General features: G+C 75.0%; 16 protein-coding genes and 3 tRNA genes. 6 read left to right on the plus strand and 13 right to left on the minus strand.

Annotated features, from left to right (window positions below):
- Positions 1–41: 41 nt before the first annotated feature.
- Both BKA21_RS05505 and BKA21_RS05510 read right to left on the minus strand, forming a co-directional pair.
- Positions 42–118, minus strand: a tRNA-Met gene (locus tag BKA21_RS05505).
- A 57-nt stretch (positions 119–175) separates the two neighbouring features.
- Positions 176–248, minus strand: a tRNA-Thr gene (locus BKA21_RS05510).
- Positions 249–408: 160 nt separating this feature from the next.
- On the opposite strand from BKA21_RS05510, the gene BKA21_RS05515 reads away from it, so the two are divergent.
- Entirely contained in the window at positions 409–915 is a 507-nt protein-coding gene (locus BKA21_RS05515) for a hypothetical protein (protein WP_179625317.1), read from the plus strand.
- A 72-nt stretch (positions 916–987) separates the two neighbouring features.
- Here the strand turns inward: BKA21_RS05515 and BKA21_RS05520 are convergent.
- Positions 988–1,069: transfer RNA gene (locus BKA21_RS05520), tRNA-Tyr, on the minus strand.
- Between the two features lie 199 nt (positions 1,070–1,268).
- Here BKA21_RS05520 and BKA21_RS05525 point away from each other — a divergent pair.
- Both BKA21_RS05525 and BKA21_RS05530 read left to right on the plus strand, forming a co-directional pair.
- Positions 1,269–1,766, plus strand: a complete 498-nt coding sequence (locus BKA21_RS05525; RefSeq protein WP_140457338.1) for a YajQ family cyclic di-GMP-binding protein — start codon at positions 1,269–1,271, stop codon at positions 1,764–1,766.
- A 5-nt stretch (positions 1,767–1,771) separates the two neighbouring features.
- Positions 1,772–2,557 carry a hypothetical protein gene (locus BKA21_RS05530; protein WP_140457339.1) on the plus strand — a complete coding sequence of 262 codons (786 nt, stop codon included), beginning with the start codon at positions 1,772–1,774 and terminating at the stop codon, positions 2,555–2,557.
- 22 nt (positions 2,558–2,579) lie between these two features.
- Here BKA21_RS05530 and htpX read toward each other — a convergent pair whose 3' ends face one another.
- The gene (gene htpX, locus BKA21_RS05535) at positions 2,580–3,455 is read right to left on the minus strand and encodes a zinc metalloprotease HtpX (RefSeq protein WP_140458316.1); all 876 of its coding nucleotides are present in this window, start codon (positions 3,453–3,455) and stop codon (positions 2,580–2,582) included.
- A 191-nt stretch (positions 3,456–3,646) separates the two neighbouring features.
- On the opposite strand from htpX, the gene BKA21_RS05540 reads away from it, so the two are divergent.
- From BKA21_RS05540 to BKA21_RS05550, 3 genes are read left to right on the plus strand one after another with little or no spacing between them, the layout of a single operon-like run.
- Positions 3,647–4,489 carry an ABC transporter substrate-binding protein gene (locus BKA21_RS05540; protein ID WP_140457340.1) on the plus strand — a complete coding sequence of 281 codons (843 nt, stop codon included), beginning with the start codon at positions 3,647–3,649 and terminating at the stop codon, positions 4,487–4,489.
- The gene (locus tag BKA21_RS05545) at positions 4,486–5,394 is read left to right on the plus strand and encodes an amino acid ABC transporter permease (RefSeq protein ID WP_140457341.1); all 909 of its coding nucleotides are present in this window, start codon (positions 4,486–4,488) and stop codon (positions 5,392–5,394) included. The genes BKA21_RS05540 and BKA21_RS05545 overlap by 4 nt, the downstream gene beginning before the upstream one ends.
- The gene (locus BKA21_RS05550; RefSeq protein ID WP_140457342.1) at positions 5,391–6,152 is read left to right on the plus strand and encodes an amino acid ABC transporter ATP-binding protein; all 762 of its coding nucleotides are present in this window, start codon (positions 5,391–5,393) and stop codon (positions 6,150–6,152) included. The genes BKA21_RS05545 and BKA21_RS05550 overlap by 4 nt, the downstream gene beginning before the upstream one ends.
- A gap of 65 nt (positions 6,153–6,217) precedes the next feature.
- On the opposite strand, the gene BKA21_RS05555 is transcribed toward BKA21_RS05550, so the two are convergent.
- The 9 genes from BKA21_RS05555 to BKA21_RS05595 all read right to left on the minus strand — a co-directional run bounded on the left by BKA21_RS05555 (position 6,218) and on the right by BKA21_RS05595 (position 18,796).
- Positions 6,218–7,603, minus strand: a complete 1,386-nt coding sequence (locus BKA21_RS05555; protein WP_140457343.1) for an FAD-dependent oxidoreductase — start codon at positions 7,601–7,603, stop codon at positions 6,218–6,220.
- A gap of 252 nt (positions 7,604–7,855) precedes the next feature.
- Complete coding sequence (locus BKA21_RS20110) at positions 7,856–9,127, minus strand: RDD family protein (protein ID WP_179625318.1); 1,272 nt, start codon at positions 9,125–9,127, stop codon at positions 7,856–7,858.
- Between the two features lie 1,204 nt (positions 9,128–10,331).
- A complete protein-coding gene (locus tag BKA21_RS05565) occupies positions 10,332–11,066 on the minus strand; it encodes a PP2C family protein-serine/threonine phosphatase (RefSeq protein WP_140457345.1) in 735 nt (244 codons plus the stop codon).
- Positions 11,067–11,073: 7 nt separating this feature from the next.
- Complete coding sequence (locus BKA21_RS05570) at positions 11,074–12,081, minus strand: polyprenyl synthetase family protein (protein WP_140457346.1); 1,008 nt, start codon at positions 12,079–12,081, stop codon at positions 11,074–11,076.
- 91 nt (positions 12,082–12,172) lie between these two features.
- Positions 12,173–13,936, minus strand: coding sequence for an NADH-quinone oxidoreductase subunit NuoN (gene nuoN / locus BKA21_RS05575; RefSeq protein WP_140457347.1), 1,764 nt, complete (start codon positions 13,934–13,936; stop codon positions 12,173–12,175).
- Positions 13,933–15,483, minus strand: a complete 1,551-nt coding sequence (locus BKA21_RS05580) for an NADH-quinone oxidoreductase subunit M (RefSeq protein ID WP_140457348.1) — start codon at positions 15,481–15,483, stop codon at positions 13,933–13,935. The genes nuoN and BKA21_RS05580 overlap by 4 nt, the downstream gene beginning before the upstream one ends.
- A 19-nt stretch (positions 15,484–15,502) precedes the next feature.
- Entirely contained in the window at positions 15,503–17,470 is a 1,968-nt protein-coding gene (gene nuoL / locus BKA21_RS05585; RefSeq protein WP_373308150.1) for an NADH-quinone oxidoreductase subunit L, read from the minus strand.
- Between the two features lie 10 nt (positions 17,471–17,480).
- Complete coding sequence (gene nuoK, locus BKA21_RS05590; protein WP_140457349.1) at positions 17,481–17,780, minus strand: NADH-quinone oxidoreductase subunit NuoK; 300 nt, start codon at positions 17,778–17,780, stop codon at positions 17,481–17,483.
- Entirely contained in the window at positions 17,777–18,796 is a 1,020-nt protein-coding gene (locus BKA21_RS05595; RefSeq protein ID WP_373308154.1) for an NADH-quinone oxidoreductase subunit J, read from the minus strand. Before BKA21_RS05595 ends, nuoK begins: the two co-directional genes overlap by 4 nt.
- Positions 18,797–18,800 lie beyond the last annotated feature (4 nt).

An 18,800-nucleotide genomic window follows, 5' to 3' on the forward strand; every position in this document is an offset into this window, starting at 1 on the left:
CTCGTGCAGGGAAACCACCAGCCGAACCCGGCCGGCGGGCGTGGTAGCGGGAGCGGGATTCGAACCCGCGACACCACGATTATGAGCCGTGTGCTCTAACCACCTGAGCTATCCCGCCACAGCGGCTGCGTCCGGGCCGGCCGCGCTGACGCGACCGGCCCCTGACACACCACAGAGCCCCGAAAGGGAATCGAACCCTTGACCTTCTCCTTACCATGGAGACGCTCTGCCGACTGAGCTATCGGGGCAGCGCGGAACAGAGTACACGCGACGGCGGGCGCTGGCGAAATCGAGTCCGGACCGCGCACGCCAGGCCGGCAGCGAGGCCGTGCGCAGCGGTGCGCCGAGCGCTGCCTAAACCTTTCGGCTCGTCGCCGCCGCACCCGCCCCCGTGCCACGATCCGGCGCATGCTCACCCTCCGCCGCCCCCTCCCCAGCACCCTCGCGACCCGCCCCGAGGCCGCCCGTCGCCCCCCGGTCCGCACCGCCGCCCGCACGACGGCCCGGGCCGCCGGCCTCGCGCTCGCCCTCGCTCTCGCCGTCACCGGCTGCACGGGCGGCGACGACGAGGCAGAGGCGGGCGTCGACCCCTCCACGCAGGACTGGCCCGCCGCCGTCGACCCCGCGACCGCCGAGGGCGACGTCTGGGTCGTGTGGACCGCGGTCGCCGAGGACGGCGACCAGGCGGCGGTCGACGCGGCCGTCGCCGAGCTGCGCACCGCGGGCTACGCCGACGCCGCACCGCTGGACCCCGCGTGCCAGGAGGGCACCGCCGAGCTCCTGGGCGCCATGGGTTTCGACGAGCCGACGGCCGTGGGCCTGGCCTTCGCGTCCGCGGAGGACGCCGGCGTGTTCGACACCCGCTTCGCAGGGACGACGGTCTCGCTGACGTCCGGGCCGTGGACCTGCGCCTGACGACCGCCGCCCCTCCGGGGGCGGAGACGCGGACGGGGCGCCCTCGTGATCGAGGACGCCCCGTCCGGGCTGTGGCGGGTGAGGGATTCGAACCCCCGTAGGCGTTGCCAGCTGATTTACAGTCAGCCCCCTTTGGCCACTCGGGTAACCCGCCAAGGGGCGCGCACCCGGTGCCTCCGGCCGCGGACGACCGGTGCACGTGGGTGACGTGCGGATGGAAGGATAGCAACTCCGGGAGGCCCCGCGCGCCACACGGTCGCGCGGGCGTCGCACGCCGCGGCACTCCCGCCCGGCCGCACCGGCCGCACCGACCGCACGACGGCGCCCGAGGGCGCCGGGACAAGGAGCACCCCATGGCGAGCGAGTCCTCGTTCGACGTCGTCAGCAAGGTCGACCGGCAGGAGGTCGACAACGCGCTCAACCAGGCGTCGAAGGAGATCGCGCAGCGCTACGACTTCAAGGGCGTCGGCGCGTCCATCAGCTGGAGCGGCGAGAGCATCCTCATGGTCGCCAACTCCGCCGAGCGCGTGCTGGCCGTCCTCGACGTGTTCCAGTCCAAGCTCATCAAGCGCGGCATCTCCCTGAAGTCGCTCGACACCGGCGACGGCGAGCCCAAGCCCTCGGGGAAGGAGCACCGGCTCGCCGCCTCGATCAAGGAGGGGCTGAGCAGCGAGGTCGCGAAGCAGCTCGCGAAGGTCGTGCGCGACGAGGGCCCGAAGGGCGTCAAGACCCAGATCCAGGGCGACGAGCTGCGCGTCTCGGCCAAGAGCCGCGACGACCTGCAGGCCGCCATCGCGCTGCTCAAGGGTGCGGACGTCGACGCGGCGCTGCAGTTCGTCAACTACCGCTGAGCGGGGTGACGTCCCACCTGGCCTGCCTCGGGCTCGGCGTCGAGGACGGACGGGGGCTCGAGCGCGTCGTGCAGCACGGCCTGGCGCACGCGCGGGCCTGGGGCTCGAGCGACGGCACGTCCGTGGTCAGCTGGCAGGACGACTCGGGCGCACGGCTCGTCCTCGCGCTGCGCGAGGGCACCCTCGTCGACGTGGTGCCCTCGTTCGCCGGGACCCCGGGCGTGCTGCTCGCTGGCCTGGTGCTCGCCGGTCCGGGCACCTCGGACGTGCACGTCGCGGACGTCGTGGACGAGGCCGGCGCCGTGCTGACCCGCTGCGCGGTGCACGTCGAGCAGCGCGCCCTGCTCGACGCCTCGCCGTGGTCGGGACCGGCGGCGCTCGTGGCGCTCGGCTTCGACGTCACGGTGCACGCCGACGCCGGCTCGTTCGCCGGCGACCCGGCCAGCCTGCTCGGCGGGGCGGCGGAGCGCGCGGACGGGCGTGCGCCCGTGCGGTTCGGCCCCGAGTCGTTCGTGCCGACGGGCCTCTTCACCGACGCACCCGGGGCCGCACCCGCCCCGGTCGCGCTGCTGCACGGCACCGTCGTGCGCGCGAGCCGCCGACGCGTCGCCCTGACCGGCCAGGAGTTCGTCGCCGCACGCGTGCGCACCGCCCCCGGCGAGGTCGACCTGTGCCTGCCCGGCGACGTCGGCGAGGTCCGGCCCGGCAACGTCGTGGCCGGAGGGGTGATGCTCGTCGCCCGGCTCGCGGACATGGCCGCGGACGGCCGGGGACGGCACCGACGGCCCTGAGACGTCGCGGGCGGTGCGGCGGTCAGTACCGGGTCGCCCGGCCCCCCGCCATCGCCTCGAGCCGGGCGATCCGGTCGGCCATCGGCGGGTGGGTCGCGAACAGGCGGCCCACCCCCGCGCCGCGGAAGGGGTTGGCGATCATCAGGTGCGAGACGTCGACGAGCTCGCGTTCCTGCGGCAGGGGCCGCGCGTGCGTGCCCTGCTCGAGCTTGCGCAGCGCCGAGGCCAGGGCCAGGGGGTCGCCGGTGAGGGCCGCGCCGTCCTCGTCCGCGTCGTACTCCCGGGTGCGGCTGATGGCGAGCTGGATCATCGTCGCCGCCAGCGGCGCGAGCAGCGCGAGCAGCAGGCCCGCCAGGGGGTTGGCACCCTCGCGGCGGTCGCCGCCGCCGAAGAACAGCGCGAACTGGGCCAGCGACGTGATGACGCCGGCGATCGCGGCCGCGACGGACGACGTGAGGATGTCGCGGTTGTAGACGTGCATGAGCTCGTGCCCCAGGACGCCGCGCAGCTCGCGCTCGTCGAGGAGCGCGAGGATGCCCTCGGTGCAGCAGACCGCCGCGTTCTGCGGGTTGCGGCCCGTCGCGAACGCGTTCGGGGCCATCGTCGGCGAGACGTACAGCCGCGGCATCGGCTGGCGCGCCGCGGTCGACAGCTCGCGCACGATCCGGTGCATGGCGGGGTGCTCGAGCTCGCTGACGGGACGCGCCCGCATGGCGCGGATCGCGATCTTGTCGGAGTTCCAGTAGCTGTACGCCGTGGTCGCGAGGCCGATGAGGGTGAAGATCCACAGGAACCGGGCCGACCCGCCACCCAGCAGCCACCCGATGCCCAGCAGCACGGCCCACATCGCGCCGAACAGCGCAGCCGTCTTCATGCCGTTGTGGTGCCGGTGACCCATCGTGCGCCCGTCCTCCCCGGCCACCTCGTGCGGCCGCTCTCCGGACGTGTGAACGACCCGCGACGCACGCGCGTTCCCGCTCGCCCCCGCAGCCGCCCCGGACACCGCCCGCACCGCCCGGCCGGCGCTCGTATCCTGTGCCCCACGACGCCCCCGCGCCGTCCCCGCCGTCGCCCACGAGGAGACCCCGCATGCGCACCGCCCGCCTGACCGCCCTGGCCGCCGTCGCCGCCCTGGCGCTCGCGGCGTGCGCGCCGGTCGACGAGACCGCCGGGCCCGCCGCCACGGCCACCGACGGCGCGCTGCCGACGCTGACCGACGGCGTGCTGACCGTCGCGACGTCGAACCCCGCGTACGAGCCCTGGGTCGTCGGCGACGACCCGTCGTCCGGCGAGGGCTTCGAGGCCGCCGTCGCGTACGCGGTGGCCGCCGAGCTCGGGTTCGCCGCCGAGGACGTCACCTGGGTCGAGGCGAGCTTCGACCAGATCATCGCGCCCGGGGCCAAGAGCTTCGACATCGCCGTCAACCAGGTGTCCATCAGCCCCGAGCGTGCCGAGAACCTGGACTTCTCGTCCCCCTACTACGAGACCACGCAGGCCGTCGTGACGCTCGAGGGCTCCCCCGCCGCCGACGCGACCTCGCTCGCCGACCTCGCCGAGGTGCGGATCGGGGCCATGGTCGGCACGACGAGCCTCACGGCCGCGCAGGACGCGATCGACCCGTCCACCGCGGTCTCGGCGTTCAACGACAACGACCAGGTCAAGCAGGCGCTGACGTCGGGGCTCGTCGACGCCGTCGTGGTCGACCTGCCCACGGCCCTGTACATCACCGCCGCCGAGCTCGACGGCGGCGTGCTGCTCGGCCAGCTGCCCGACAGCGCCGGGGGCGACACCTTCGGCCTCGTGCTCGACCAGGGCTCCGCGCTGACGCCGGCCGTGACCGCCGCCGTCGACGCCCTGCGCGAGGACGGGACGCTCGCCGCGCTCGAGCAGGAGTGGCTCACCGACGCGGCCGGCGCGCCCGTGCTCGAGTGAGCAGCCCGGACGGCCCCGCGCCGACGGGGTCCACGCCGCCCGCGTGGACCCCGTCGGCGCGCCAGCGCGAGCGGGACGCGTACCGCCGCACCCGCGCCCGGCGGTCGACCGCCGTCGCCCTGCTCTCGACCGTCACGCTGGCCGCCGTGGCCGTCCTCGGCGTGCGGGCCAGCCCGGGCTGGCCGCGCGTGCGGGCGTCGTTCTTCGACCTCGACGTGGCGCTCGCCTCCTTGCCGGCGGTGCTCGAGGGGCTGTGGCTCAACGTGCGCGTGATGGCCGTCTGCGCCGTCGTGATCGTCGTCGTCGCCCTCGCGCTGGCCCTCGCGCGCACCGTGCGCGGCCCCGCGTTCCTGCCCCTGCGGCTGCTCGCGACCGGGTACGTCGACGTGTTCCGCGGTCTGCCGCTCATCCTCGTCCTGCTGCTCGTCGGGTTCGGGCTGCCCGGGCTGCGGCTGCAGGGCGTCCCCACCGACGCCGTCGTCCTCGGCGGGCTGGCGCTGGTGCTCACCTACTCGGCGTACGTCGCCGAGGTGTTCCGGGCAGGCATCGAGTCCGTGCACCCCTCGCAGGTGGCCGCGGCACGCTCCCTCGGCCTCTCGCGCGGCCAGGCCATGCGGCACGTCGTCCTGCCGCAGGCCGTGCGCCGCGTCGTGCCGCCGCTGATGAACGACCTGGTCTCGCTCTCGAAGGACTCCGGGCTGATCTCGATCCTCGGGGCCATCGACGCCGTGCGCGCCGCCCAGATCGCCACCGCGGAGTACGCCAACTTCACGCCCTACGTCGTCGCGGGGGTCCTCTTCGTGCTCATCACCATCCCGCTCGCCCGCGTCACGGACGTCCTGGCGCGGCGCTCCGGCTGGCTCGGCGCCCAGAGCGGGCTCGCCGGCGCGGGGGCCATGCGGTGAGCACCGAGGACTCCCGGGGCGCGGACGCCCCGCTGCTGCGCGTCCGCGGCGTGCGCAAGTCCTTCGGCGACCACGTCGTCCTCGACGACCTCTCGCTCGACGTCCACGCCCACCAGGTGGTCGTCCTCATCGGCGCCTCCGGCTCGGGCAAGTCCACGCTGCTGCGCTGCATCGACCTGCTGGAGGACGTCGACGACGGCGTCATCGAGCTCGAGGGGCAGGACATCACCGACCCGCGCCTCGACGCCGACGCCGTGCGCGCCCGCATGGGCATGGTCTTCCAGGCGTACAACCTCTTCCCGCACCTGCGCGTCCTCGACAACGTCACCCTCGCCCCGCGGCTCGTGCACCGCACGTCCCGTGCGCAGGCCGAGGAGGAGGCCATGGCGGTCCTCGAACGCGTCGGGCTCGCCGGCAAGGCCCGGGCGTTCCCCGACGAGCTCTCCGGCGGTCAGCAGCAGCGCGTCGCGATCGCCCGCGCCCTGCTCGGGCGGCCCGCCGTCCTGCTGCTCGACGAGGTCACGAGCGCCCTGGACCCCGAGCTCGTGGGCGAGGTCCTCGACCTGCTCGGCGAGCTCAAGCAGACCGGGCTGACGATGCTGCTGGCCACGCACGAGATGGCGTTCGCCCGGGACGTCGCCGACGAGGTCTGCTTCCTGCACGAGGGGCGCGTGCACGAGCGCGGGCCCGCGGCACAGGTGTTCTCGGACCCCCGGCAGCCGCGCACCCGGGAGTTCCTGCAGCGCTTCACGTCCTGACGCGCACGAGCCCCGGACGTCGTCGACGTCCGGGGCTCGTACGGGGCGCGTCTGCGCGACGCGCGTCAGGCCCGCGGGACCTCGCGGCCCAGGGCGACCGCGATCATGTCCTCGCGCGGCACCAGCTTGATGCGCTCGCGGCCGTGCGGCTCGCCGAGCGCGCGCTCGTAGGCGTCGAGGAGCTGCCAGCCGGACCACTCGACGGGCTCGGCGCCGCGCGTGCGCAGGAACTCCAGGACCGCCTGCGGGTCGCGCTCGGCGGCCGTGTAGAACTCCTGGCCGCCCTCGGCCACGTCCTCGCCGAGGTGACGGATCGTCTCCGACGCGTCCGACTTGGTGTGGCCGATCAGGCCGACCGGGCCCCGCTTGATCCACCCGGTGGCGTACACGCCGGGGATCGGCTCGCCGTCGACGTCGATGACGCGGCCCTCACGGTTCGGGATGACGCCGGCGACGTCGTCGAACGGGATGTCGACCAGCGGGGAGCCGAAGTAGCCGACCGCGCGGTACACGGCCTGCACGGGCCAGTCCTGCGTCTGCCCGGTGCCCGTGGCGTTGCCGTCGCCGTTGAGCGCGGTGCGCTCGGTGCGCAGCCCCACGACCTTGCCGTCCTCGCCGAGCACCTCGACGGGCTTGTGCAGGAAGTGCAGGTGGATGCGGCGCGACGCGGTGAGGTCCTCGGGCTCCTTGAGCGTCCAGTCCGTGAGGGTCTTGACGACCTGCTTGGTCTGGTTGCTCGAGTGGATCGCGGCCATCGAGCCGTCGTCGAACTCGAAGTCCTCGGGGTACACCACGACGTCGACGTCCGGGACGTGGCCGAGCTCGCGCAGCTCGAGCGGGGAGAACTTGGCCTGCGCCGGGCCGCGGCGCGCGAACACGTGCACGTCGGTGACCGGGCTGGCCTTGAGCAGGTCGTAGACGTTGGCCGGCACCTCGGTGGGCAGCAGGTCGTCGGCGTGCTTGGCCAGGATGCGCGCCACGTCGAGGGCCACGTTGCCCGCACCGAGCACCGCGACCTGCTGCGCGTGCAGCGGCCAGGTGCGCGGCACGTCGGGGTGCCCGTCGTACCAGGAGACGAAGTCCGCGGCGCCGTAGGAGCCGTCCAGGTCGATGCCCGGGATCGGCAGCGCGGCGTCACGGATGGAGCCCGTCGAGAAGATCACCGCGTCGTAGAACTGGCGCAGGTCGTCGAGCTTGACGTCCGTGCCGTAGTCGACGTTGGCCAGCAGGCGGATGTCGCCGCGGTCGAGGACCTTGTGCAGCGCGACGATGATCTGCTTGATGCGCGGGTGGTCGGGTGCCACGCCGTAGCGGACGAGGCCGAACGGCGCGGGCAGCCGCTCGAAGAGGTCGATGCTGACGTCCAGGTCGGTCTTCGCGAGGATGTCCGCCGCGTAGATGCCGGCCGGTCCGGCGCCGACGACGGCGACGCGCAGGGTCGGGGTGCTCACGGGTCCAGATGCCTTCCGGTCACGGGTCAGGTGGGCGCGCACGGCCGCTGGGGCAGCGGTCCGGCGCGGGCCGACGGACAGTCAAGCACCCGTACCGCCCTGCGACGCCCCTGCTGCACGCGGACACCGCGCGAGCACTGCTGCCGCCCAGTGTAGGTCGCGGGGTGAGGCGAGCCTCACGTCCGCTCCACGATACGGACATCCCACCATGCGGACATCTCAGGATGCGGGACGTGAGGCGTCCCGGCCCGCTCAGTCGTCGTCGACCTGGATGACCCGCTCGCCCATGCGGACCTGCCACCCCGGCCCCACGACGGCCCGGGCACCGGGCGGCAACACGCGCGCCTCCCCGTCCGGGTCGACCACGACGGTGCCGTTGGTCGAGCCGCGGTCGAGGACCCAGAGCTCGGCCGGCGCCGTCGACGCGTCGCTGCCCGGGGCCGCGACGGGGCCGAACTCCAGGTGCACGCGCGACACCGACCGGCTCGGGTCGTCGATCGCGACGACGTGCAGGATGTCGCGCCCGTCCCCCGCGCTCGGCTTGCGACCCACCAGGCCGCGCCCCGCGACGCGCACGCGCTGCCCCGTGTCGAACAGCAGCGTCAGGGCCGACGTGCGGCGCCGCAGCTGGGCCGGGTCGGCCACCCGGGTGTGCTCGAGGTCGACGAGGTCGTCGTCGACCTCGTCCGCCGGCGCCACGGACGGCGGGAAGGACGCCGGGACCCCGCCCACCGGCGACCACGTGCCGCGCGCGGCGTCGTGCCCCGTGCCCCGTGCCGCCTCGGTGCGCCCCGCGGCCTGCAGCCAGGCGGGCGAGTCGATCAGCCGGTCGGGTGCCGGCCGGGCCGCCGCGGCACCGCCCGCAGGCGGCGTACGGACGGTCACGTCGTCGTCCGGCTGCTCCGCCGGCCGCGGACCCGCGCCCGGCGCGCCGACGACCGGCCCCGCACCCGCACCGGGGCCGGACGCGGCCGGCGCCACCTGCTCGTGCGTCGCCTGCTCGCGGGCGTCCGGCTCCTGGGCGTCCGGCACCTGCTCGGCGGGACCTGCCGCGGCCTGGGCGGGCGGTGCTGCGCTCGCCGCCGCGGCGGCCTTGGCGGCCATCGCCGCGCGCCGGACGGCCGCGCTGCGACGCACGACCGTGCCCGACGCCTTGTCGTGCCAGCCCCGCTGCGCGGGCGTACGGTCCCAGGCGCCCGACCCGGCCACGACCCACGTGCCGACGAGGAGGCCGAGGCCGCCCGCGGCCAGGACGAGCTGACGGACCGCCGCGGCCCGCCAGCCCGGCACCCGGCCGGTGCGCGCGTCGAGCGTGAGGAGGCCGACCATCAGCGCACCGAGCGTGCGGCCGCGCAGGCCCTCGAACGCGATCTGACCCAGGAGAGCCACGACCGGCAGCAGCCACGTGAGGAACGCCGCCGCGTCCCCCACGACGAGCACGACCAGCACCCCGGCCGAGAACGCGGCCAGGAGGACGAGCACGTCGACGGTGTGCGCGAGCAGCCGCGACCCGATGGTCGGCACGTCCTGCGGGGCGACCGGCGCGACCGCGGGGCTCTCCGCACGCCCGCCGGGCGGCGGCGGCGCGGGCGCGGCAGGCGGGGGCGGCGACGCCAGCGCGGGAGCGGCGTCCGGACGCGGGGGCAGCGACGGGGGCGCGGCGACCGCGTCGGGCTGCGGGCGGTCCGCGGGCCGGGGCGGGGCGACGGGCGCACGCCGGGCGGCACCCGCCCCCTCTCCCGGTCCCTGCGGAGCAGCGGCGGGCGGGGTCGCGGGGCCGACGGGCTCCGCCGCGGGCCGGGCCTCGCGCGGCGGTGCGGGCGGGGCGGGCGGTGCGGGACGGGACGCGGCGGCACCGGTCGGCGCCGGGCCCTGCCACGGCGCACCCAGGGGCGCGGGCGCGGGACCGTCGGCACCCGTCGTCCGGGCCTGCGCGGGCGCGGGGCCGGCGGCGGGGCGGCGCGCGGCAGGCGCGGGACCAGCCCCCGGCGCGGCCGGTGCGGGGCGCGCCGGTGCGGCGCTCCCCGACGCGGCGGGCGGTGAGGCGGGAGGAGCGCCCGCGGTGCGCGCGGCGGGTGGCGATGCGGGAGGAGCGCCTGCGGTGCGCGCGGCGGGTGCGGCACGCGCGGGCAGCGGCGCGCCCGCGCCCGGCGCGGCGGCCGTGGGGCGCGACGTCGGCGCCCACGTGCCGGACGCCCCGGCGGTCTGCCCCGTCGTCGGACGGCGCGCGGGCAGCGCGGCAGCACCGCCGGCGGGCGGGCGGGCGGTCGACGCGGGAGGCGTCGGAGGGGTCGACGGCCGCGGCACGGGGCCCGCGGCGGCCGACGAGGCGGCCGGTGACGGCCCGGCGGCCGGCGACGTGGCGGGTGCCGACGCGCCGGGACGCGCGGTCGGGGCACCGGACGCGCCGTCACGACGCACGGGCTCGGCAGGGCGGCGGGGCCCGGGCGGACCCGTCACCGGCCCCGGGGCAGCGGCCGGCGCGGGCGCAGCAGGGGCACCGGGGCGCACGTCGCCGGGCGACGCGCCACGCGGCAGCCGGGCGCCGGCGGACCGGGCGATGCGCGGCACGGGTGCGCCGCACACCGCGCAGCGCTCCCCCTCCGGGCGCAGCGCAGCACCGCAGGCGGCGCACCGGGGCGCTACGGGTCCAGAGCTCACTCCACGTCCCTCCAGGCTGGGCGGATGCGGCGCCATCGTGCCAGATCGGACACCCGTCCGGGCACCGTCATCCGGGGTTCACCCCTGTGGCGTCGACGACCACGACCGTGACGTTGTCCTGCCCGCCGGCGGCCAGCGCGTCGTGCACCAGCACCTGCGCGGCCCGCACCGGGTCGTCGTGCTGGCGCAGCCGGGCCTGGATGCGCGCGTCGGACAGCACGTCGGACAGGCCGTCGGAGCAGACCACGATGCGGTCGCCCACGCTCACGGGGAAGATCCACAGGTCCGGCTCGACCTCGGCCGCCCCGCCGCCGAGGACGCGCGTGACGACGTTGCGCCGCGGGTGCCGTACGGCCTCCTCGACCGCGATCACCCCGTCGGCGACGAGCTGCGCGACCTCGGAGTGGTCCTGGGTGAGCTGCTCGAGCACGCCGCCGACCATGCGGTACGTGCGGGAGTCGCCGATGTTGAGCACCAGCCAGCACGGGAGGCCCTCGCGCTCGGTGACGACGACGCCCGACAGCGTGGTGCCCGGCCGCCGCTCGCCGCCGACCGGCAGGGCACGCACCTGGGCGTGGGCCTCGCGCAGCACGTCCCGCACCTGCGCGAGCGTCGGCGAGGTGCCGGCCAGCCGGCTGACGACGTCGACGACGACACCCGCCGCGACCTCGCCCGCCTCGTGCCCGCCCATGCCGTCGGCGACGACGTAGAGGCCGTTCGACGCGTGGACCGCGTCCTCGTTGGTCTCCCGCCCGGCACGGTCGGTCGCGTACCCCGCGTGCAGCTCGACGGGCGGGGTCATGGCACGGTCACGACGCCCGGTCGACCAGGGCGTCCGCGAAGTCGACGAGCGCGTCCCTGGCCGGGCCCGCCGGCAGGGGGCGCAGCTCGTCGACGGCCGCCCGGGCCAGGTCGACGGCGCGACGACGGGTCAGGGCGACGACCTCGTGCTCGCGCAGCGCCGCGACGGCACGGGCGAGGTCGGCGTCGTCCGACAGGTCGGAGTCCAGCAGCGCGACGATCCCGGCGTCGGCCGGGTCCCCGGTGCCGGCGGCCACGCGCTGGCGCAGCAGGAGGGCCGGCATCGTCGGGACGCCCTCGCGCAGGTCAGTCCCCGGGGTCTTGCCGGTGACGGTGCCGTCGGAGGTGAGGTCGATCACGTCGTCCGCGAGCTGGAAGGCGACGCCGATCGTCTCCCCGAACCGGGTGACGGTGTGCACGACGTCGGCGTGGCAGCCGGCGAACATCGCCCCGAAGCGCGCCGACGTCGCGATGAGGGAGGCCGTCTTGTCGGCCAGCACCTGCAGGTAGTGCTCGACGGGGTCCTGGTCGCCCTGCGGCCCGACGGTCTCGTGCAGCTGGCCCAGGCACAGGCGCTCGAACGTGGCCGCCTGGATGCGCACCGCGTCCGGGCCCAGGCCCGAGACGACGTTCGACGCCCGCGCGAAGAGGAGGTCGCCGGTGAGGATGGCGACAGAGTTGCCGAACACCTCGTGTGCGGACGGCGCCCCGCGGCGCAGCGGCGCGGAGTCCATGACGTCGTCGTGGTAGAGCGAGGCGAGGTGCGTGAGCTCGACGACGGCGGCCGCGTCGACGACCTCCCGCCGCGACGGGTCGCCCAGCTCGGCGGCCAGCAGCGTGAGCAGCGGGCGCAGCCGCTTGCCGCCCGCGTTGACGAGGTGGCGCGACGCGTCGTCGGCCAGCGGGTCGGCGTGCGCCACCGCGTCGCGCAGGAGCTCCTCGACGAGCTGGAGCCGCGCGGTGAGCCGCTCGGCGAGCTCGGCGTCGTGGAGCGGGAGGGCGGGGGTCGACGTCACGGCACGAACCTATCCGTCCGGAGCGGTCGCGTCCGAACCGGGAGCGACGCCGGGTGCGGGCGCGCCGCGCGCGACGGGCCGCGCACCCCGCTCACGGCAGGAACGTCGCGACCGAGGCGATCGCGTCGAGGACCGGCGAGGGCGCCACTCCGAGGAGCACCGTGAGCACCGCGCACACCCCGACGGCGGCGGCCGTCAGGCCCTCGCCGCCGACGACGACCGTCGTCGGGCGCGTGCCCACGACGGGCTCCGCCGTCACCGTGGCCGTGCCGACGCCCGCCTCGCCGGCCGGGGCCGTGGTGGTCGTGGCCGCGTCGCCGTCGGTCGTCACCGACGCCGGCCCGGTCGCGGTGTCGGTCGCGGTGTCGGTCGCGGTGTCGGTCGCGGTGTCGGTCTCGGGGTCGGTCGCGGGGACGGTCTCGGGGTCGGTGAAGAACATCAGCACGATCACGCGCACGTAGAAGAACGCGGCGGCGGCGGAGGCGAGCACGCCCACGACGGCCAGCGGCCAGGCCCCACCCTCGACGGCCGCAGAGAACACCGCGAACTTGCCGGTGAACCCGGCCGTGAGGGGGATCCCCGCGAAGGAGAGCAGGAACAGCGTGAACGTCACGGCCAGCAGCGGGTGGGTGCGTCCCAGCCCGGCCCACTGGGTCAGGCTGGTGGCCTCGCCCAGCACGGCGGGCTCGTCGTCGGCGTCGGTGCCGCGCTCGCGCACGAGCGTGACGAGCCCGAAGGCCCCGACGCTCGCCGCACCGTACGCCAGCAGGTAGAAGAGCACGGCCGTGACGCCGGAGCCGACGAGGGCGACGACGCCGGTCAGCACGAACCCGGCGTGCGCGATCGAGGAGTACGCGAGCATGCGCTTGACGTCGGTCTGCACGAGCGCGGCGACGGTCCCGACGACCATCGTCACGGCGGCGACGGTCCACAGCACGACCGACAGGTCCCACGTCATGCCGGGCAGCATCACGTAGACGACGCGGAGCAGGGCGCCGAACGCGGCGACCTTCGTGCAGGCGGCCATGAACGCGGTGACCGGCGTCGGGGCGCCCTGGTAGACGTCGGGCGTCCACTGGTGGAACGGCACGGCGCCGACCTTGAAGAGCAGGCCCGCCAGCAGCATGAGCGCACCGACGACGAGCAGCCCCTCGAGCCCGTTCGCGGTGGCGGTCGCGGCCGCGATGTCGGAGAACGCCAGCGAGCCCGCGTACCCGTAGAGCAGCGCGATGCCGAACAGCATGATCGCGGACGTGAAGGCGCCGAGCAGGAAGTACTTCATCGACGCCTCCTGCGAGAGCAGGCGCCGGCGGCGGGCCATGCCCGACAGCAGGTACAGCGGCAGCGACAGGACCTCGAGCGCGACGAACAGCGTCAGCAGGTCGTTGGTCGCGGGGAAGACCATCATCCCGCCGGTCGCGAAGAGCAGCAGGGGGTACACCTCGGTCTGCTGCAGCCCGCGGCGGCGCGCGAGCTCCTCGTAGTCCGACCCGGGCACGGACGCCGCGGACGGCGCGAACGCGTCCTCGTCGCCGACGAGGCGGTCCGCCACGACGAGGAGCGACAGCAGCGCGAGCAGCGCCACGGTCGCCTGGAGCACGAGGGTGGGACCGTCGACGACGAGCGAGCCGCCGAGCACGTCCGTGCCGCCTGTCGCAGCCACGTCCGACCACAGCGCCGCCACGGCGACGAGCGCGCCGCCGAGCGCGAGCGCCGCCAGCGCCAGCTGGACGAGGCGGCGGCGCGCGTCAGGCACGAACGCCTCGACGAGCACGCCGACGACGGCGGCGAGCAGCACGATCAGCACGGGGGCCATCGGGCCCCAGGCGATCTCCGGTGCGACGAAGGTGCTCACTCGTCCTCCCCTTCCACGGCGACGATCGGGGCCCAGGTCGGTGCGACGTCGTCGACCCCGACGTCCGCGAGCGTGCCCTGCGCGGGCTCCCGGACGAGGTCGAGGGCCGGGCCGGGCAGGAAGCCCAGGACGAGCATGAGCGCGACGAGCGGGCCGACGGCCCACCGCTCGCGCGTGCCGAGCTCGGGCGTGCGCTCGAGCTCGGGGCGCACCGGCCCGGTGAACACGCGCTGGTACGTCCACAGCACGTACAGCGCGGCCAGGACGACGCCGAGGGTCGCGACGACCGCGGCCGCGGGGTGCCGGGCGAAGGTGCCGACGAGCACGAGGAACTCGCTGACGAACGTCGACAGACCCGGAAGCGACAGCGCCGACAGGCCGACCACGAGGAACACCCCGGCCATCACGGGCGTGACCTTCTGCAGCCCGCCGAAGTCGGCGACCTGCTGCGAGCCGCGCCGGGCGGCGAGGAACCCGACGAGCAGGAACAGCGCCCCCGTCGACAGGCCGTGGTTGACCATGTAGAACGACGAGCCGGCGACGGAGGTCGACGTGAACGCGAAGATGCCCAGCACGATGAACCCGAAGTGCGACACCGAGGTGTACGCCACCAGGCGCATGAGGTCCTTCTGGCCGATCGCGAGCAGCGCGCCGTAGAGCACCGAGACGACGGCGAGCACGACCACCACGGGCGCGGCCCAGCGCGACGCGGCGGGGAACAGCGGCAGGCAGAGCGTCAGCATGCCGAACGTGCCGACCTTGTCGAGGACCCCGACGAGCAGCGTGGACGTGCCGGCGGGCGCCTGCTCGGCCGCGTCCGGGAGCCACGTGTGCACGGGGAACATCGGCGCCTTGATCGCGAACGCGAGGAAGAACGACACGAACAGCCACTTCTCGACCGTGGGGTCCAGGGGCAGGCCGACGAGGTTCTCGGTGAGGAAGCCCTGGGGGCCGCCGGGGCCCTGCGCGTACAGGCCGATGACGCCCACGAGCATGACCAGCCCGCCGGCGAGCGAGTAGAGCAGGAACTTCACGGCCGCGTACCGGCGCCGCGCTCCCCCGAACGCGCCGATCATGAAGTAGACCGGGATGAGCATCGCCTCGAAGACGACGTAGAAGAGGAAGACGTCACGGGCGGCGAACACGACCACCACGAACGCCTCGAGCAGCAGCACGAGCGCGAGGTAGTGCCGCAGCGCGTCGGTCGGGCCCGCGTCGGAGCCCTGCTCGCGCCAGGCCGCGAGCACGACCAGCGGGACCAGGACGAGCGACATGAGGATCAGCGCGAGCCCGACGCCGTCGACGCCGAGCGCCCACGACACGCCGAGGGCGGGGATCCAGGGGTAGGTCTCGAGCAGCTGGTGGGTGCCGGCGGCGGCCGTGTCGAACGCGAGCAGCGCGCCGACGCCGAGCGCCAGGGTCGCCAGCGCGACGACGAGCGCCACGGTGCGGGCGTGCGCGCGGGCGGTGCCGCGCAACGACCACAGCGCGACCGCGCCGAGCGCCGGCACCACGACCAGCGCGGTGAGCCAGGGGACGTCCTGCATGTTCTCGCTCCTCCAGCTCTCAGCCGCGCACGGCCAGGACGACGAACGCGAGCACGACGACGCCGACGACCATGGTCGCGGCGTACGACCGGGCGAACCCGTTCTGCAGACGGCGGACGACGTCGCCGGCGCCCACGGTGAGGCGGGCCAGCCCGGTGACGCTCCCGTCGACGACGGTCTTGTCGCCGTACACCAGGGACCGGGTCAGGTACTGCCCCGGCTGCACCAGCACGGCGTCGTTGACGGCGTCCTGGTGCAGGTCGACGCGGGCGGCCCGGGTCAGGACGGTGCCGACGGGCGGCACGACGGGCACGGTCGAGACGGCGTAGGCGCGCCAGGCGAGCACGAGCCCGACGGCGACCGCGACGAGCGTCAGCGCGATGATGAGCCACACCGGCAGGACGGGCTCGTGGTGCTCGGCGTGCCCGACGGACGGCTCGAGCCACTCGACGAACCCGACGGCCGACAGCACCCAGCCGAGGCCGACGGAGCCGACCGCGAGCACCACCATCGGCACGGTCATCAGCGCGGGCGACTCGTGCGGGTGCTGCTCGGTGCCGTCGCGGCGCTCGCTCCAGCGCTTGCTGCCCTCGAACGTCATGAAGAACAGCCGCGACATGTAGAACGCGGTCAGGCCCGCGCCGAGCAGCGCGATCCCGCCGAGCACCCACGCGCGCCAGGGCTGGCCGTCGACCGGCATGAACGCCGTCTCGATGATCTTGTCCTTGCTGAAGTACCCGGCGAACGGCGGGACGCCGAGGATCGCGAGCCACCCGGCCATGAACGTGAAGTACGTGATCTTCATGTAGCGGCCCAGGCCGCCGAACCGGCGCATGTCGACCTGGTCGTCCATGCCGTGCATGACCGACCCCGCGCCGAGGAACATGCCGGCCTTGAAGAACCCGTGGGTCACGAGGTGGAAGATCGCGAACGCGTACCCGACGGGGCCGAGGCCGGCCGCGAGGACCATGTAGCCGATCTGGGACATCGTCGAGGCGGCCAGGGCCTTCTTGATGTCGTCCTTGGCGCAGCCGACCACGGCACCGAAGAGCAGCGTGACCGCACCGACGACCGCGACGACGAGCTGCGCGGTGGGGGCGGCGGCGAACACCGCGCCCGACCGGATGATGAGGTACACGCCCGCGGTGACCATGGTGGCCGCGTGGATGAGCGCCGAGACCGGGGTCGGACCGGCCATCGCGTCCCCGAGCCACGACTGCAGCGGGAACTGCGCGGACTTGCCGCACGCGGCGAGCAGCAGTGCGAGGCCGACGAGGGTGAGCGTGCCCTCCGACGCCTGGGCGACCCCGGCGTCGACGGTCGCGAAGTCGAGACCGCCGAACGCCGCGAACAGCAGGCCCATGGCCACGAGCAGCCCGACGTCGCCGACACGGTTGGCCACGAACGCCTTCTTCGCCGCGACCGCGTACGGGGTGTGGTGGTTCCAGAACCCGATGAGCAGGTACGAGGCGAGTCCGACACCCTCCCAGCCGACGAACAGCAGCGCGTAGGAGTCCGCGAGGACCAGCAGCAGCATCGCGGCGACGAAGAGGTTGAGGTACGCGAAGAAACGGCGCCGGGAGGCGTCGTGCTCCATGTACGCCACGGAGTACACGTGGATGAGCGTGCCGACGAAGGTCACCAGCAGCACGAACGTCAGCGACAGCGGGTCGACCCGCAGCCCGGCGTCGACGCTGAGCGCACCGGCGTCGAACCAGGTGCCGAGCGTGACGTCGTGGACCCGCTGCTCGGCCGGCAGGCCCAGCAGGCCCACGAGCAGCACGGCCGCGACGACGAACGACGCGGCGGACGCCGCGACGCCGAGCCAGTGGCCCCACCGGTCGGCGCGACGGCCGAGCAGCAGGAGCACCGCGGCGGACGCGAGGGGGACGGCGACGAGCCACACGGCGGCGGACGCACCGTCCCAGGGCACGGTCGCGACGGACGGGCCCGTGGCGGACGCCGTCAGGGACATCAGGGTGTGCACGTGGCGCCCCTCAGCTCTTCAGGAGGTTGACGTCGTCGACCGACGCCGAGCGTCTGGTCCGGAAGATCGCGACGATGATCGCCAGGCCCACGACGACCTCCGCGGCGGCGACCACCATGACGAAGAACGCGAGCACCTGGCCCGTGAGGTCGCCGTGCATCCGCGCGAAGGTCACGAGCAGCAGGTTCGTCGAGTTGAGCATGAGCTCGACGCCCATGAACACGATGATCGCGTTGCGTCGCAGCAGGACCGTGGTCGCGCCGATCGCGAACAGCACCGCGGCCAGCACGAGGTAGTGGGTCAGGCTCACCGGGCGTCCTCCTCGTCGCCGGGGCGGGTGCCCGGGGCGTCGTCGCGGACCTCGTCGGCGTCGGCGGTCCGTGCCTCGCCGCTCGCGGCGCTCGACGTGGCGGGGCCGGGGGTGTCGAGGTCCTCGGTCGTGGCGGGGTGCTGCAGGTCCGGCAGGACACGGGTGCGGGCGGGCGGGCCGCCCTCCTCCGCGTCGGAGGTGAAGGACCCCGCACCGGTCGCCCAGCCGCCGGCGAGCACCCGGTCGATGCGGGCGGCGTACTCGCGGGCGTCGGCCTCCTGCCCGCGCACGCGCAGCACGCGGGGCACCGAGTGCTCCAGCGGCTGCCCGTCGGGGCCGAGGGCCGGCACGTCCATGGCGTTGTGCCGGGCGTACACGCCGGGGGCGGGGAGCGGGGTGAGGAGCGCCCCGGACCGCAGGCGCCGCTCGGCGCGCTCCTTCTGCCCCAGGTGCGGGGTGAGCCGGCGGCGGTGCGTGAGCACGAGCGCCCCCAGGGCCGCGGTCACCAGCAGGGCTCCGACCACCTCGAACGCGAAGACGTGCTCGCCGAACACCAGGCGGGCGACACCCGTGGGGTTGGAGTCGGCGTTGGCCTGGTCGAGCCCGACCGGCGTGGGGTACAGCGCCCGGCCGACGACCCCGACGAGGACGACGCCCAGGCCGACCCCGGCGAGCAGGCCGGTCCAGCGCTGGCCGCGGATGGTCTCCACGAGCGAGTCCGACCGGTCGACGCCCACGAGCATGAGGACGAACAGGAACAGCATCATGACCGCGCCGGTGTAGACGACCACCTGCACGACGCCGAGGAACACGGCGTCCTGCGCGACGTACAGGAACGCCAGCGAGATCATCACGACGACGATCGCGAGCGCGGCGTGCACGGCCTTGCGGGCGAAGAGGAGCCCGAGGGCGGACAGGACCATGATCGGCGCGAGCACCCAGAACAGCACGGCCTCGGCGGTCGTGGTCTGCCCCGTGCTCGTGAGCGAGGCCGGCACGGTGGCGGCCAGGTGCAGGGCG

This window comes from Cellulomonas oligotrophica (genome assembly GCF_013409875.1).
GTDB lineage: Bacteria > Actinomycetota > Actinomycetes > Actinomycetales > Cellulomonadaceae > Cellulomonas > Cellulomonas oligotrophica.